The organism is Actinoplanes sp. NPDC026670, from assembly GCF_040638175.1.
Classification (GTDB): Bacteria; Actinomycetota; Actinomycetes; order Mycobacteriales; family Micromonosporaceae; genus Actinoplanes.
This window is the reverse complement of sequence record NZ_JBEZXU010000016.1, coordinates 99030-113631: the sequence shown is the minus strand read 5'-3', so window position 1 is coordinate 113631 and position 14602 is coordinate 99030. Positions and strand designations below refer to the sequence as shown.

General features: G+C 70.1%; 13 protein-coding genes. 12 read left to right on the top strand and 1 reads right to left on the bottom strand.

The genetic code is table 11. From position 1 onward, the window contains the following. Positions 1-12: 12 nt before the first annotated feature. From AB0E94_RS17775 to AB0E94_RS17720, 12 genes are all read left to right on the top strand, one after another. Positions 13-1050 (top strand): glycine betaine/L-proline ABC transporter ATP-binding protein, encoded by a 1038-nt coding sequence (locus AB0E94_RS17775; protein WP_360327287.1) that lies wholly within the window; start codon positions 13-15, stop codon positions 1048-1050. Then, positions 1050-3008: an ABC transporter permease subunit gene (locus tag AB0E94_RS17770; RefSeq protein ID WP_360327285.1), complete on the top strand. Its 1959-nt coding sequence runs from the start codon at positions 1050-1052 to the stop codon at positions 3006-3008. Before AB0E94_RS17775 ends, AB0E94_RS17770 begins: the two co-directional genes overlap by 1 nt. A 2-nt stretch (positions 3009-3010) precedes the next feature. Further along, positions 3011-3973 carry an ABC transporter substrate-binding protein gene (locus tag AB0E94_RS17765; RefSeq protein WP_360327283.1) on the top strand — a complete coding sequence of 321 codons (963 nt, stop codon included), beginning with the start codon at positions 3011-3013 and terminating at the stop codon, positions 3971-3973. Beyond that, positions 3958-5205: a sarcosine oxidase subunit beta family protein gene (locus tag AB0E94_RS17760; protein WP_360327281.1), complete on the top strand. Its 1248-nt coding sequence runs from the start codon at positions 3958-3960 to the stop codon at positions 5203-5205. Before AB0E94_RS17765 ends, AB0E94_RS17760 begins: the two co-directional genes overlap by 16 nt. Before the next feature lie 16 nt (positions 5206-5221). Next, the gene (locus tag AB0E94_RS17755) at positions 5222-5464 is read left to right on the top strand and encodes a sarcosine oxidase subunit delta (protein ID WP_360327279.1); all 243 of its coding nucleotides are present in this window, start codon (positions 5222-5224) and stop codon (positions 5462-5464) included. Next, the gene (locus AB0E94_RS17750; protein ID WP_360327278.1) at positions 5461-8232 is read left to right on the top strand and encodes a 2Fe-2S iron-sulfur cluster-binding protein; all 2772 of its coding nucleotides are present in this window, start codon (positions 5461-5463) and stop codon (positions 8230-8232) included. Before AB0E94_RS17755 ends, AB0E94_RS17750 begins: the two co-directional genes overlap by 4 nt. Next, a complete protein-coding gene (locus tag AB0E94_RS17745; protein WP_360327276.1) occupies positions 8222-8734 on the top strand; it encodes a sarcosine oxidase subunit gamma family protein in 513 nt (170 codons plus the stop codon). Before AB0E94_RS17750 ends, AB0E94_RS17745 begins: the two co-directional genes overlap by 11 nt. 269 nt (positions 8735-9003) lie before the next feature. Next, entirely contained in the window at positions 9004-11424 is a 2421-nt protein-coding gene (locus AB0E94_RS17740; RefSeq protein WP_360327274.1) for a nitrate- and nitrite sensing domain-containing protein, read from the top strand. Between the two features lie 47 nt (positions 11425-11471). Continuing rightward, positions 11472-11897 (top strand): roadblock/LC7 domain-containing protein, encoded by a 426-nt coding sequence (locus tag AB0E94_RS17735; RefSeq protein WP_109599425.1) that lies wholly within the window; start codon positions 11472-11474, stop codon positions 11895-11897. A gap of 29 nt (positions 11898-11926) precedes the next feature. Continuing rightward, the gene (locus tag AB0E94_RS17730) at positions 11927-12310 is read left to right on the top strand and encodes a DUF742 domain-containing protein (RefSeq protein WP_360327407.1); all 384 of its coding nucleotides are present in this window, start codon (positions 11927-11929) and stop codon (positions 12308-12310) included. Further along, entirely contained in the window at positions 12294-12893 is a 600-nt protein-coding gene (locus AB0E94_RS17725) for an ATP/GTP-binding protein (protein ID WP_360327271.1), read from the top strand. Before AB0E94_RS17730 ends, AB0E94_RS17725 begins: the two co-directional genes overlap by 17 nt. 29 nt (positions 12894-12922) lie before the next feature. Next, positions 12923-13849 carry an ABC transporter substrate-binding protein gene (locus AB0E94_RS17720; RefSeq protein ID WP_360327405.1) on the top strand — a complete coding sequence of 309 codons (927 nt, stop codon included), beginning with the start codon at positions 12923-12925 and terminating at the stop codon, positions 13847-13849. A gap of 1 nt (position 13850) precedes the next feature. On the opposite strand, the gene AB0E94_RS17715 is transcribed toward AB0E94_RS17720, so the two are convergent. Then, a complete protein-coding gene (locus AB0E94_RS17715; protein WP_360327269.1) occupies positions 13851-14594 on the bottom strand; it encodes an EAL domain-containing protein in 744 nt (247 codons plus the stop codon). Between the last annotated feature and the right edge of the window lie 8 nt (positions 14595-14602).

Below are 14602 nucleotides of genomic sequence, written 5' to 3'. Positions count from 1 at the left end.
TTTGGAGTTTCGATGACCACCGAGAGCGTCATCTCGGTCCGGGACCTGTGGAAGGTGTTCGGGCACAAGGCGGAGCAGGTGCCGCGCTCCGAGGAGCTGAAGGCGCTGTCCCGGCGCGAGCTGATCGAGCGGACCGGCTGCACGGCCGCGGTCCGGGAGGTGACGTTCGACGTCGCGCCGGGCGAGGTCTTCGTGGTGATGGGCCTGTCCGGGTCGGGCAAGTCCACCCTGGTCCGCTGCCTCACCCGGCTGGTCGAGCCGACCGCCGGGCAGGTGGTCTTCGAGGGCGAGGACATCCTCGGCGCCGGCAAGCGGCGGCTGCGGGACCTGCGCCGGCACAAGTTCTCGATGGTGTTCCAGAATTTCGGGCTGCTGCCGTACCGGCAGGTCATCGACAACGTGGCCTACGGCCTGGAGATCCGCGGCGCGACGAAGACACAGCGGCTGCGCCGGGCCCGCGAGGTGATCGAACTGGTCGGCCTGGAGGGCTACGAGCACAGCTTCCCCGACCAGCTGTCCGGCGGCATGCAGCAGCGCGTCGGCCTGGCCCGCGCCCTGGCCGTCGACCCGGACGTCCTCTACTTCGACGAGCCGTTCTCGGCGCTCGACCCGCTGATCCGCCGCGACATGCAGAACGAGGTCATCCGCCTGCACCGCGAGGTCGGCAAGACGATGGTCTTCATCACCCACGACCTGTCCGAGGCGCTGCGCCTCGGCGACCGGATCCTGATCATGCGGGACGGCCGGCAGGTGCAGTGCGGCACCGGTGACGAGCTGGTCGGCGCGCCGGCCGACGACTACGTGCGCGACTTCGTCCGGGACGTGCCGCGCGCCTCGGTGCTGACGCTGCGCTGGGTGATGCGCCAGCCCCGCCCGGACGACGTGCTGGACGGCCCGGAGCTGGGACCGGACCTGATCGTGCGGGAGGCGGTCCGGACCGTGCTGGCCGCCGACCGGCCGGTCAAGGTGGTCAAGGACGGCACCCTGCTCGGGGTGGTCACCGCCGAGGAGATCCTCACCGTCGTGACCGACGTGGAAGCCGCCGCCTGATGGCCACCACGACGGCTCCCCTCCAGCGGACCTGGCGGCGACCCGGTAAACCGGTCCTGGTGGCCGGGGTCCTGCTGGCCTGGGTGCTGATCTGGCTGCCGGCCCGGGGCCTGCACACGCTCGGCCTCTCCCCCGCCGACCTGACCCCGCTGCACCACTGGCTCAACGACGTCAACGACACGGTCGGCGCGAACCGGAACAGCAGCCCGCTGTTCCTCTACTTCTTCAACGAGATCCGGGCCGCGGTCGACAGCCTGGTCACGTTCCTCCAGGACCTGATCGCCCAGCCGTCGTACGGGCGGCCGGTGCCGGTGCTCGGCTGGCTCGGTGTGGTGGCCGTCGTCGCGTACGTCTCCTGGATCTTCGCCGGTTGGAAGCCGGCCCTGCTCGCCGCCGCCGGTTTCGTCTTCTTCGGGTTGCAGGGCCTGTGGGAGGAGAGCATGGACACCCTCGCCCTCACCCTGGGCGCGGTGGTGATCTCGCTGCTGATCGGCATCCCGCTGGGCATCTGGGCCGGGCTGTCGGACCGCTTCCACCGGCTGGTCACGCCGGTGCTCGACTTCATGCAGACCATGCCGACCTTCGTCTACCTGGCCCCGCTCACCCTGTTCTTCCTGATCGGCCCGGCCTCGGCGACGATCGCCACGCTGATCTACGCGATGCCGCCGGCGATCCGGCTCACCGCGCACGGCATCCGCTCGGTGCCGCGCTCGGCGGTCGAGGCGACCGAGTCGCTCGGCGCCACCGGACGGCAGAAACTCACCGGGGTCCTGCTGCCGCTGTCCAAACGGACCATCGTGCTGGGCGTCAACCAGACCATCATGGCGGCGCTGTCGATGGTCACCATCGCCGCCCTGATCGACGCGCCGGGTCTCGGCAAGACGGTGATCAAGGCGTTGCAGACGCTCGACGTGGGCACCGCGTTCAACGCCGGCCTGGCGATCGTCGTGATGGCCGTGGTGCTGGACCGGGTCACCACGGCGGCCGGCAACCGGGCCCGGCAGACCGGCCCGGCGAGCCGGTTCCGCAAGCCGCTGCTGGCCGTGTTCGGCATCGCCGCGGCGGTCTGCGCGTACCTGTCGCACACCTACTTCTGGGCCGCCGAGTTCCCCGACGACGTCAGCATCGGCAGCGACCTGTCGAAGGGCGCCGACTCGGTGGCGCAGTGGGCGCAGGAGGACCTGTCGACGGCCACCGGGGCGCTCAAGGACGCGGTCACCTACGCCCTGCTGAACCCGCTCGAGTCGCTGCTCGTCGAGTCGCCGTGGTGGCTGGTCGGCGCGGTCGCGGTGCTGCTGGCGGTGCTGATCGGCGGGGTCCGGTCGGCGGTCGTCACGGCCGCGTGCGTGGCGCTGCTGATCGGCACCGGGCTGTGGCAGGACAGCATGACCACGCTGGCCATGACGATCGTCGCGACGGTCATGGTGATGGCGCTCGGGGTGCTGTTCGGGGTGTGGATGGGCCGCAACCGGCTCGCCGACCGGATCATCCGGCCGGTCCTCGACGCCGGGCAGACCATGCCGGCGTTCGTCTACCTGGTGCCGTTCCTGGCGCTCTTCTCGGCCACCCGGTTCACCGCGATCGTGGCCGCGGTGGTGTTCGCCGCCCCGGTCGCCATCAAGATCGTCGCGGACGGGGTGCGGGCCATCCCGGCCGCCACCGCCGAAGCCGCGACCGCCGCCGGGTCCAGCACCTGGCAGATGATCACCAAGGTGCAACTTCCCATGGCCCGGCCGTCGCTCACCCTCGCGGCGAACCAGGGCCTCATCTATGTCCTGTCCATGGTCGTGGTCGGCGGCCTGGTCGGAGCCGGTGCGCTCGGGTACGACGTGGTCGCCGGTTTCTCCCAGGGACAGCTCTACGGCAAGGGCCTCGCGGCCGGCGCCGCCATCGTGGTGCTCGGGATCATGCTCGACCGGATCGCCCGAGCCTCTTCCCCCTCGAAAGGTAGTAACTGAACATGAAGCTATTGCGCCTCACGGCGACCGCGACGCTCACGGCGCTGGCGCTCACCGCATGTAGTGGCGAGAAGATCGGTGATACCCCGGCCGCCGGAGCCTCCTCCGGAGCGGCGGCGTGCGGCACCTTCAACCTGGCGGTCAACCCGTGGGTCGGGTACGAGGCGAACGCCGCCGTCATCGCGTACGTCGCCGAGAAGAACCTGGGCTGCACGGTCACCAAGAAGGACCTCAAGGAGGAGATCGCCTGGCAGGGCTTCGGCACCGGCGAGGTGGACGCGATCGTGGAGAACTGGGGCCACGACGACCTCAAGAAGAAGTACATCGACGAGCAGAAGACCGCCGTCGCGGCGGGCGAGACCGGCAACAAGGGCGTGATCGGCTGGTACGTGGCGCCGTGGATGGCCGCCCAGTACCCGGACATCACCGACTGGAACAACCTGAACAAGTACGCCGCGCAGTTCAAGACCTCGGAGTCCGGTGACAAGGGCCAGCTCCTGGACGGCGACCCGTCGTTCGTCACCAACGACGAGGCCCTGGTCAAGAACCTGAAGCTGAACTACAAGGTGGTGTACGCCGGCAGCGAGGCGGCCCTGATCACCGCGTTCCGCCAGTCGGAGGCGAAGAAGACCCCGCTGATCGGCTACTTCTACGAGCCGCAGTGGTTCCTGTCCGAGCTGAAGCTGGTCAAGATCAACCTGCCGAAGTACGAGACCGGCTGTGACGCGGACGCCGCGAAGGTCGCCTGCGACTACCCGGAGTACATCCTCGACAAGATCGTCAGCAAGAAGTTCGCCGACGCCAACGGGCCCGCGTACAAGCTGGTCAAGGCGTTCACCTGGTCCAACGACGACCAGAACCTGGTCGCCAAGTACATCTCCGAGGACAAGCTGTCCGCCGATGACGCCGCCAAGAAGTGGGTCGAGGCCAACCCGGACAAGGTGAAGGCGTGGCTGGCCCAGTAGGGACCCGCCCTGCCCCGGGCGGCGACCTGCCGGAGCACCCCGACCGGTTGTGGCGCAACCCGGCGCCCAAAGCCTCCTACGACGTCATCGTCGTAGGAGGCGGCGGGCACGGCCTGGCCACCGCCTACTACCTGGCCAAGAATCACGGCATCACCAACGTGGCGGTGCTCGAGCGCGGCTGGCTGGCCGGCGGCAACATGGCCCGGAACACCACGATCATCAGGTCCAACTACCTGTGGGACGAGAGCGCCGGCATCTACGAGCACTCCCTGAAGCTGTGGGAGAGCCTGGAGCAGGAGCTCGACTACCCGATCCTGTTCAGCCAGCGGGGTGTGCTCAACCTGGCGCACAGCCTCCAGGACGTCCGCGACAGCGTGCGGCGGGTGCACGCCAACCGGCTCAACGGGGTGGACGCCGAATGGCTCACCCCGGCGCAGGTCAAGGAAGTCTGCCCGATCGTCAACATCTCGCCCGACGTGCGCTATCCGGTGCACGGCGCGACCTACCAGCCGCGCGCGGGCATCGCCAAGCACGACTACGTGGCGTGGGGTTACGCCCGCGCGGCGGACGCGCTCGGGGTCGATCTGATCCAGCACTGCGAGGTGCAGGGACTCCAGATCAGCAACGGGCGGGTCACCGGCGTGCACACCAACCTGGGCACCATCGGGGCCGGGAAGGTGGCGCTGAGCGCGGCCGGGCACACCTCGGTGGTGGCCGCCACCGCCGGGATCGACCTGCCGTTGCAGAGCCACCCGTTGCAGGCGCTCGTCTCCGAGCTGCTGGAGCCGGTGCACCCGACGGTGGTCATGTCGAACGCCGTGCACGTCTACGTCAGCCAGGCGCACAAGGGCGAGCTGGTGATGGGCGCCGGCATCGACACGTGGAACGGGTACGGCCAGCGCGGCGCGTTCCACATCATCGAGCGGCAGATGTCGGCGGCGCTGGAGTTGTTCCCGGTGTTCGCGCGGGCGCACGTGCTGCGTACCTGGGGCGGCATCGTCGACGTCACCCCGGACGCCTCCCCGATCGTCGGTCTCGCGCCGGTGGAGAACCTCTACCTGAACTGCGGGTGGGGCACCGGCGGGTTCAAGGCGACCCCCGGCGTGGGCTGGTGTTACGCGCACACCGTGGCGCACGGCGAGCCCCATCCGCTGAACGCCCCGTTCAGCCTCGAGCGCTTCGTCAGCGGCGCTCTCGTCGACGAGCACGGCGCCGCCGCGGTCGCCCACTGATACACGAGGAATACCCATGATGCTCATCCCCTGCCCCTGGTGCGGGCCCCGCGACGAGTCCGAGTTCCATTACGGCGGACAGGCCGGAGTGGCCTACCCGGCCGACCCGGCCGCCCTGTCCGACGAGGAGTGGGCGAAGTACCTGTTCTTCCGGGACAACCCGAAGGGCCCGTTCCGGGAGCGGTGGAGCCACAGCGCCGGGTGCCGCCGCTGGTTCAACCTGGTCCGCGACACGGTGACGAACGAGGTGCTGTCATGACCCAGCCGTTCCGTCTCGCGCAGGGTGGGCTGATCGACCGGGAGACGCCGTTGAGCTTCCGGTTCGACGGCCGGGAGTACCAGGGTTTCCAGGGCGACACGCTGGCGTCGGCGCTGCTGGCGAACGGGGTGCTGCGGGTCGCCGACAGCCTCCGGCTCGGGCGGCCGCGCGGGATCTTCTCGGCCGGGATCGAGGAGCCCAACGCGATCGTGCAGATCGAGGAGCCGTTCCCGGAGCCGATGCTGACCGCCACCACCGTGGAGCTGTACGGCGGTCTGGTCGCGCGGTCGCTGCGCGGGCACGGGCGGCTCGCCGGCGACCCCGACCCGGCCCGCTACGACTCGACGCACGCGCACTGCGACGTGCTGGTCATCGGCGCCGGCCCGGCCGGTCTCGCGGCCGCCGCCACCGCCGCGGCGTCGGGCGCCCGGGTGATCCTGCTCGACGACCAGCCGCGCCTGGGTGGCAGCCTGCTCGGCACCGGGGAGCTCCTGGACTGGGTGGAAGCGGTGGCCGCCGATCTGGCGAACGCGGCGGAGACCCGGGTGCTGACCCGGACCACGGCGTTCGGCTACTACGACGACAACCACGTGATCGCGGTCCAGCGGCGCACCAACCACCTGGGCGCGCTCGCCCCGCGGCACCTGTCCCGGGAGCGGATCTGGCGGATCCGGGCGAAGCAGGTGGTGCTGGCGACCGGCGCGCACGAGCGGTCGCTGGCGTTCGCCGACAACGACCGGCCCGGTGTGATGCTGGCCGGTTCGGCGCGCACCTACGTGAACCGGTACGGCGTGCTGCCCGGCCGCCGGGCCGTCGTGCTGACCACCAACGACAGCGCGTACGCGGCGGCCCGGGACCTGGCCGCGGCCGGGGTGGAGATCGCGGCGATCGCCGACCTGCGGCCGGAAGTCGGCAACGACGGGGGGCTGCCCGGCTGGGCGGTGGCCCGGGTGCACGGCGAGGAGCGGGTGTCGGCGGTGACGCTGCGGTCGCCGGACGGGGCCGAACGCGACGTGGACGCGGATCTGCTGCTGGTGTCCGGCGGGTGGAACCCGGTGGGCGCGCTCTACAGCCAGGCCGGGGGGCGGCTCGCCTACGACCCGGAGCTGGGGGCGTTCCGTGCGGACGGCGGCTGCCGGCAGTCCCTCCTGCTGGCCGGGGCCGCGGGTGGATCGTACGATATCGGGGTTTGTCTCGCCGAAGGCGCCGAAACGGGTGAGCGCGCCGCGGACGCCGCCGGTTTCGCGGCTCGCGGGATCGCCCGGCCGGAGGTCACGAGCGTTTCGGGGACGCCGCCGCTCGCGGTCTGGGCGCTGCCCGGCGGCGACCCGGCGACGCAGCTGGTGGATCTCCAGCGGGACGTGACGGTCGCCGATCTGGCCCGCGCGACAGGCACCGGGATGCGCTCGGCCGAGCATGTGAAGCGCTACACCACCGCCGGCACCGCGCACGATCAGGGCAAGACCGGTGGCACGCTGACCAGCGGTGTCGTCGCCGAGTTGCTCGGGGTGGAGGTCGGCGCACTGGGCACCACGACGTTCCGGCCGCCGTACGCGCCGGTGAGTTTCGCCGCGCTGGCCGGCCGGGACCGGGGCATGCTGTTCGACCCGGTGCGGGTGACCGCGCTGCACGGCTGGCACGAGTCGAACGGCGCGCTGTTCGAGAACGTCGGCCAGTGGAAGCGGCCCTGGTACTACCCCCGCGACGGCGAGGACATGTTCAGCGCCGTGCTCCGCGAGTGTTACGCGGCCCGGGACGGCGTGGCCATGATGGACGCCTCCACGCTCGGCAAGATCGACGTGCAGGGCCCGGACGCCGGCGAGTTCCTGGACCGGCTCTACACCAACCTGATCAGCTCGCTGAAACCCGGCGCGATCCGCTACGGCGTGATGTGCAAGCCGGACGGGATGGTCTTCGACGACGGCACCGTCATCCGCCTCACCGAGGAGCGGTTCCTGGTCACCACGACCACCGGCAACGCCGCCGCCGTCCTCGACTGGATGGAGGAGTGGCTGCAGACCGAGTGGCCGGAGCTGCGGGTGCGCTGCACGTCGGTGACCGAGCAGTGGGCGACCGTCGCGCTGGTCGGCCCGAAGTCGCGCACGGTGCTCGCCGCCGTCGCGCCCGGCCTGGACGTCAGCAATGCCGGTTTCGGCTTCATGACCTGGCGGGACACCGAGGTCGCCGGCCTGCCCGCCCGGGTCTGCCGGATCAGTTTCTCCGGCGAGCTGGCCTACGAGATCAACGTCAGCTGGTGGGACGCGCTCGCGCTGTGGCAGGCGCTGCTCGCGGCGGGCGCGGCGCACGACATCACGCCCTACGGCACCGAGACCATGCACGTGCTGCGGGCCGAGAAGGGCTACCCGATCATCGGCCAGGACACCGACGGCACGGTCACCCCGCACGACCTGGGGCTGGGCTGGGCGGTGTCGAAGAAGAAGGCCGACTTCATCGGCAAACGATCCTTCAGCCGTACGGACACCGCGCGCGCCGACCGCAAACAGCTCGTCGGCCTGCTCCCGGACGGAGGCGGGCTGCTCCCGGAGGGCGCGCACCTGGTGACCGACCGGGCGGAGCGGGTGCTCGGGCACGTCACCTCCTCGTACCACAGCGCGGCTCTGGGCCGTACGTTCGCTCTCGCCCTGCTCAAGGGCGGCCGTGACCTGATCGGACAGACGGTCTGGGCCACTCTCGACGACGGCCTCGCGCCGGTGACGGTCACCGGTTCGGTGCTCTACGACCCGGAAGGAACCCGCCGTGACGGCTGACCGGAACTTCCGGAAGTCCCCCCTCAGTGATCTCCGTGACCGCCTCGCCACACTGAGCGGCGCGATCACCGTCACCGAGGTCCCGTTCCTGGCCCAGATCAACGTGCGGGCCGCCGCTCTCCCCGCGCCGGCGCCGAGAGATTCGGAGGTGCTCGCCCTCGGGCCGGACGAGTTCCTCGTCGTCGGGCCGCCCGGTTCCGAGGACCGGCTGACCGAGGCGTGCCACGGCCCGGAAGTATCCCTTGTGGACGTCTCGGCGCAACGCACCGCGCTCGATCTGAGCGGTCCGGGCGTCCGGGAGCTTCTGGCGTTCGGCTGCTCGATCGATCTGCATCCGCGCGTCTTCGCGGTCGGCGATTGTGCGCAGACCGTTCTCGCGCACACGCCGGTGGTGTTGCAGCGCCGCGAAACGGGATTCCGGGTTCTGGTGCGCTCGTCGTTCGCGGCGCATCTGGCGGCCTGGATTCTCGACGTGAGCCCGGAGCTCACCGCCGGTCACTGAGAGCGCTCCCATATTACGGGCAGTAATGGGTGCAATGCATAAAGAGGTTGCACCATCGTAAATTTCGGTCTGCGGTGTTGACCATCAACAAGGAAAAGAAGATTCTTGTCCGGCGATCACGGAAGGTCGGATTTCCGACTCCGCGACCGTCATCGCGCGCTGCTTTGGGTCCACATTGCTTAACAAACTTTAACGATTCATTGCCGTGAATCGCATCGCGTGCCGGCCAGGACGGGGCCCCGCCGGCAGTCGACAGAGGAGCTGATCGCTTGTCCGTCCATGTCGAGGGCGCCGAGCTGTCCGAGCCGGCCGGTGGCACCACACCGGCCCCCGGCGCCCACGCAGGTGACAAGCAGGTTCTGAGCCACCGGACCGGCGGCACGATCCGCCGGCGGGTGATCCGTACCCTGGCCCTGCCAGTCGCGACCACCCTGGTGCTGCTCACCATCGTCGCCGTCGGCGAGGTCGCCAACTACCGCGAGGCGTCGGCGACCGCCCGCGCCGTCGACATCAACGTCGCGGTGCAGGAGCTGGTCCAGGACCTGCAGACCGAGCGTGGCCTGACCGCCGGTTACCTCGGCGGCAACGAGGGCTTCCAGGACGAGCTGCTGCCCGCCCGGGACGCCGTCGACCTGAGCCGGGACCAGCTCGAGGTGCTGATCTCCGACGGCGGTGACGTCGAGGACCGGGTGGCCGCCGCCGCCCAGCAACTGGACGGCCTGGCCGGGGTCCGGGCCGGCACCGACACCGGCTCCGGCGTCCGGTCCGCCACCTTCGCCTTCTACACCGCGCGCATCGCCGACCTGAGCAACCTCGACTTCGACCTGGACAGCACCGGCGACGAGGAACTGCGCCGCGGCGCCGCCGCCCTGGAGTCGCTCAGCGCGGCCAAGGAGGCCATCGCCCAGGAGCGCGCCTTCCTCAACGGTGTCTTCTCGGCCGGCGGTTTCAAACAGGGCGAGTTCCTGCAGTTCGTCACCCAGCGGTCCACCAAGGACGCGGCGCTGACCGCGTTCGACAGGTACGCCAACGACACCGAGCGGGCCGCCCGGCAGTACCTGTTCGACACCGGCCCGGCCCGGGAGGCGGCCTACTTCGAGCAGGTCGCCCTGCTCTCCGGCGACGGCCGCTACCTCCAGGTCAACCCGCAGGCGTGGTGGTCCGCGCACACCACGCTGCTGGACGACATGCTCCAGCTCGAACGCCACGTCGGTTCGGTCATCTCGGCCCGCGCCAACACCCTCGAGGACGAGGCGTCGGTCCGGATGGGCGTGCTGCTCGGCGCCGTGCTGATCTGCCTGGCCGGCTCGATCTGGCTGGCCACCGTGGCCTCGCAGTCGGTGGCCCGGCCGCTGACCGTGCTGGCCGGCGAGGCGAACCGGCTGGCCGTCCTCCAGCTGCCGGAGGCCGTCCAGCGTGCGTCGACAGGTGACAGCACCGCGCCACCACTGCCGGTTCTCGTGCCACGCGGCGCGAGTATCGAGGTCCGGCTCGTGGCCGACGCGTTCGACCGGATCCAGGCGACCGCGTACGAGCTGGCCACCGAGCAGGCGGTGCTGCGGCGGACCACCGCCGAGTCGCTGGCCAACCTCGGCCGCCGCAACCAGAACCTGCTGCGCCGCCAGCTCGGCTTCATCACCAAGCTGGAGCGGGAGGAGTCGAACCCGACCGGCCTGGCCAACCTGTTCGAGCTCGACCACCTGGCCACCCGCATGCGGCGGAACGCGGAGAGCCTGCTGATCCTGGTCGGCGCGTCCAGCCCGCGGCAGCTGTCCGAGCCGCTGAACGTCACCGACGTGATCCGGGCCGCGGTCTCCGAGGTCGAGGAGTACCGCCGGGTCACCCTGCGCCGGGTGGACGACAGCCTGGTCACCGGCTCCACGGTCAGCGGCATCGCGCACATGCTGGCCGAGCTGATCGAGAACGGCCTGGCCTTCTCCCCACCGGACGTGGATGTGGAGATCCACGGCCGCCGGATCGGTGACACCTATCTCATCGCGATCAGCGACCAGGGCATCGGCATGTCCGCGCACGACATGGCCCGGGCCAACGAGCGCCTGCGCGGCGAGGGCGACTTCATCACCGCCCCGGCCCGGTTCCTCGGTCACTACGTGGTCGGCCGCCTGGCCATGCAGATGGGCATCGAGGTACAGCTCACGCCGTCGCCGGTGACGGGTGTGACGGCCCGGATCACGCTGCCCGCCGACATCCTGGCCAGCGCCCAGCCGGTCGGCGCCGCGCCGCGGCCCGCGGCCCGCCCGGCGTCCTCGTCGGCACGCCAGATCACCGCGACCATCGAGGCGCCGACCGTGGTCATGCCGGCGCCGCTGCCGACCATGGACACCGCCCCGATCCGCCCGTTGCAGTCGGCGGCGATCGAGTACGTCGTCGTGGACGACGGGCAGGCGGTCACGCCGGCGCCGGCGTCGATCCCGGCGCAACGGGAGCCCCTGGAGAGCCTGGAGACGTTCACGCTCTCCGACGACAGCGCACCACGGACGGCGAACGGCCTGCGCAAGCGCACCCCCCGCGCGCAGCGTGGCGGCCAGCCACGCAAGGCCGAGGCGTCCACGCCGACGATCGAGAAGCCGAACCTGATCAACGACTCGCCGGAGTCGGTGCGTGACCGGCTCAACGCGCTGCGTGGCGGCATCCAGCGTGGCAGTGCCGAAACAGCGGGGTTGTCGTGACTGCTATCCCGAAATGGCCCCTTGGCAGCAACCTGGAAAGAAGAATGATGAGCGTAGACACGTCGGCGGATCGGCACCAATTCAATTGGCTGCTCGGCAACTTCGTGCACCAGACGGACGGCGTGCGCGATGCCGTGGCGGTGTCCTCCGACGGCCTGCTGATCGCGAGCTCGGACGGGCTGAACCGGGCCGAGGCGGACCAGCTGGCCGCCATCGTCTCCAGCCTGGCCAGCCTCGCGCGCAGCGCCTCCCGGCGGTACGACTTCGACGGCCTCAAACTCATCATGATCGAGATGCACCGGGGCTTCCTGCTGGTGTCGGTCATCCGCGGGGGCAGCGTCCTCGGCGTGGTGTCCGGCAGCGAGTGTGATCTGGGCCTGGTCGGCTACGAGATCTCACTGCTCGCCGACCGGTTCGGCGACCTGCTCACCCCGGCCCTGATCGCAGAGTCCCGGCAACACCTACCGCGATGACCAGCCCTTCGTGGGGCTCCGAGCCCGAGATGATCCCGTACGCCGGCTCCCACCGGCCGTCCTCCGGGCTGCACTCCACCGACCCCGACGAGGACCCGGTGATCCGCCCGTTCATGCTCACGAACGGGCGGACCCAGCCGCTCCAGGACGGGCTGCGGATCGAGACGTTGTTGTACGCGGCTCCGGCCGCTCTGTCGGCGCCGTTGCGCTTCGAGTCCCGGCGCATCGTCGAGCTCGCGCAGTCGCCGATGTCGGTCGCGGACCTGTCGGTGGCGCTGCGCGCGCCGCTCGGCGTGGTCCGCGTGATCGTGGCCGACCTGATCACGCAGGGCTATCTGACCGTGCAGGAGTCGGTCGGTGAGCTCTCCACCAGTTTGATCGAAAGGATCAGGGACCGTGTCCGGGCGCTCTAGGGAGCCTTCGGCAGCGCACCCCGTCGCTGTCAAGATCGTTATCAGCGGTGGTTTCGGCGTCGGCAAGACCACGTTCGTGGGCGCCATCTCCGAGATCGAACCGCTGGTCACCGAAGCCGAGATGACCGAGAAGTCGATCGGCATCGACGACACCTCCGCGGTGTCCGGCAAGACCACCACGACCGTCGCCCTCGACTTCGGCCGCATCACCCTCGACGACGCGCTGCTGCTCTACCTGTTCGGCACGCCCGGGCAGGACCGCTTCGCGTTCCTCTGGGACGACCTGGTCGACGGGGCGCTCGGCGCCATCGTCCTGGTCGACACCCGCCGGATCGAGGACTCGTTCCCGGCCATCGACTACTTCGAGGAGCACGAGATCCCGTTCATCATCGGCATCAACCGCTTCAGCGGTGGGCAGCGTTTCCACCTGGAGGAGGTCCGCGACGCCCTCGGCGTCGGCCCCGGCCTGCCACTGGTGGAGTGTGACGCCCGGGATCGCGAGTCGGTGAAGAGCGTGCTCGTCGCGCTCACCGAGCAGGTCCTGCTCAAGCGGGCCGCCCGGGAACGGGCGTCGGCGTGGTGAGCGGGCGGATCCTGCCGAAGGTGCTCGCGATGGTCGGCCTGGCCGCGCTGGCCGGCTGCTCGACCACCGAGGCGGCGATCAGCCCGCCGCCGGGTGTGCCCGTCAACAACCGGTGCGGGACCGTCAACATCGCGGTCAACCCCTGGTCCGGGTACGCCGCGAACGTCGCCGTGGTCAGCTATCTGCTCGAGTCGGAGCTGGGCTGCAAGGTGGCCTCGGCCGAGCTGAGCGAGACCGCCTCCTGGGCCGGTCTCAACGACGGCAGCATCGACGTGATCCTGGAGAACTGGGGCCACGACGACCTCAAGAAGAAGTACATCGACCGGCAGAAGGTCGCGGTCGAACTGGGCCTGACCGGCAACAAAGGCGTGATCGGCTGGTACGTGCCGCCGTGGATGGCCAAGACCTACCCCGACATCACCGACTGGAAGAACCTCAACGAGTACGCCGAGCTGTTCAAGACGGCGAGATCCGGGGAGAAGGGCCAGTTCCTCGCCGGTGACCCGTCGTTCGTCACCAACGACGCGGCGCTCATCGAGAACCTCAAGCTCAACTACACGCTGGTGTACGCGGGCAGCGAGGACAAACTGATCGCGGCGTTCAAGAAGGCACAGGCCGACAAGACACCGCTGATCGGGTACTTCTACGAGCCGCAGTGGCTGCTGTCGGACGTGAAGCTGGTGCACATCCCGCTGCCGAACTACACGCCCGGCTGCGACGCCGACGCGGAGAAGGTGGCCTGCGACTACCAGCCGTACGACCTCGACAAGATCGGCCGCAAGGCGTGGGTCGACTCCGGCAACCCGGCGGCGACCTTCATCAAGAACTGGCAGTGGACCAACGCCGACCAGAACCAGGTGGCGAAGGACATGACCCAGAACGGTCTGTCCGCCGAGGACGCCGCGAAGAAGTGGGCCGACTCGCACCGCACCGTCTGGGAGAAGTGGCTGCCCTGAGTCAGACCGTCCGGCCCTGCTTCGGCAGCGGGGCCGGGCGGCCCAGCAGGTAGCCCTGGCCGAGGCGGATGCCCAGTTCGAGGAGCTTCGCCCGCTCGGCCTCGGTCTCGATGCCCTCGGCGACCAGCATGGCGCCGATGTCCGAGGCGAAGCCGGCCAGGCAGCGGGCCAGCGCCATCCGTACCGGGTCCATGTCGATGCCGCTGGTCAGCGTGATGTCCAGCTTGATGATGTCCGGGCGCAGCTGGAGGATGTGGCTGAGGCTGGCGAAACCAGCGCCGGCGTCGTCGACCGCGATCCGGATGCCGTAGGCGCGCAGCTGCTCGGTGACGGCGACCAGCCCCGGGTAGTCGAAGACCTGGGTGTGCTCGGTCAGCTCGACCGCGATCCGGCGGTGCGCGTGGGCCAGCAGGATCTCCTGCACCCGCGGGTCGAGGATCGCCTCCACCGACAGGTTCGTGCTCAGGTAGGCGCCGGCCGGCACCTCGTCCAGGGCGGCCAGAGCGCGCCGCATGGCGAGCAGTTCCAGCTCCACCCCGAGGCCGGCCTCGTTGGCGGCGGCGAACGCGATATCCGGGTTCAGGCACGTGTCCTTGTGGAACCGCGCGAGGGCCTCGTAGGCGATGACAGCGCCGTCGGAGAGGCGCAGGACAGGCTGGAACATCGGCTCGATCGCCTCGGTGCGCAGCACCCCGTGCAGGATGTCGATCGTGGCCTGGCTCGTAGCCGCCGTCTGCGAAGTCATGCCCATAT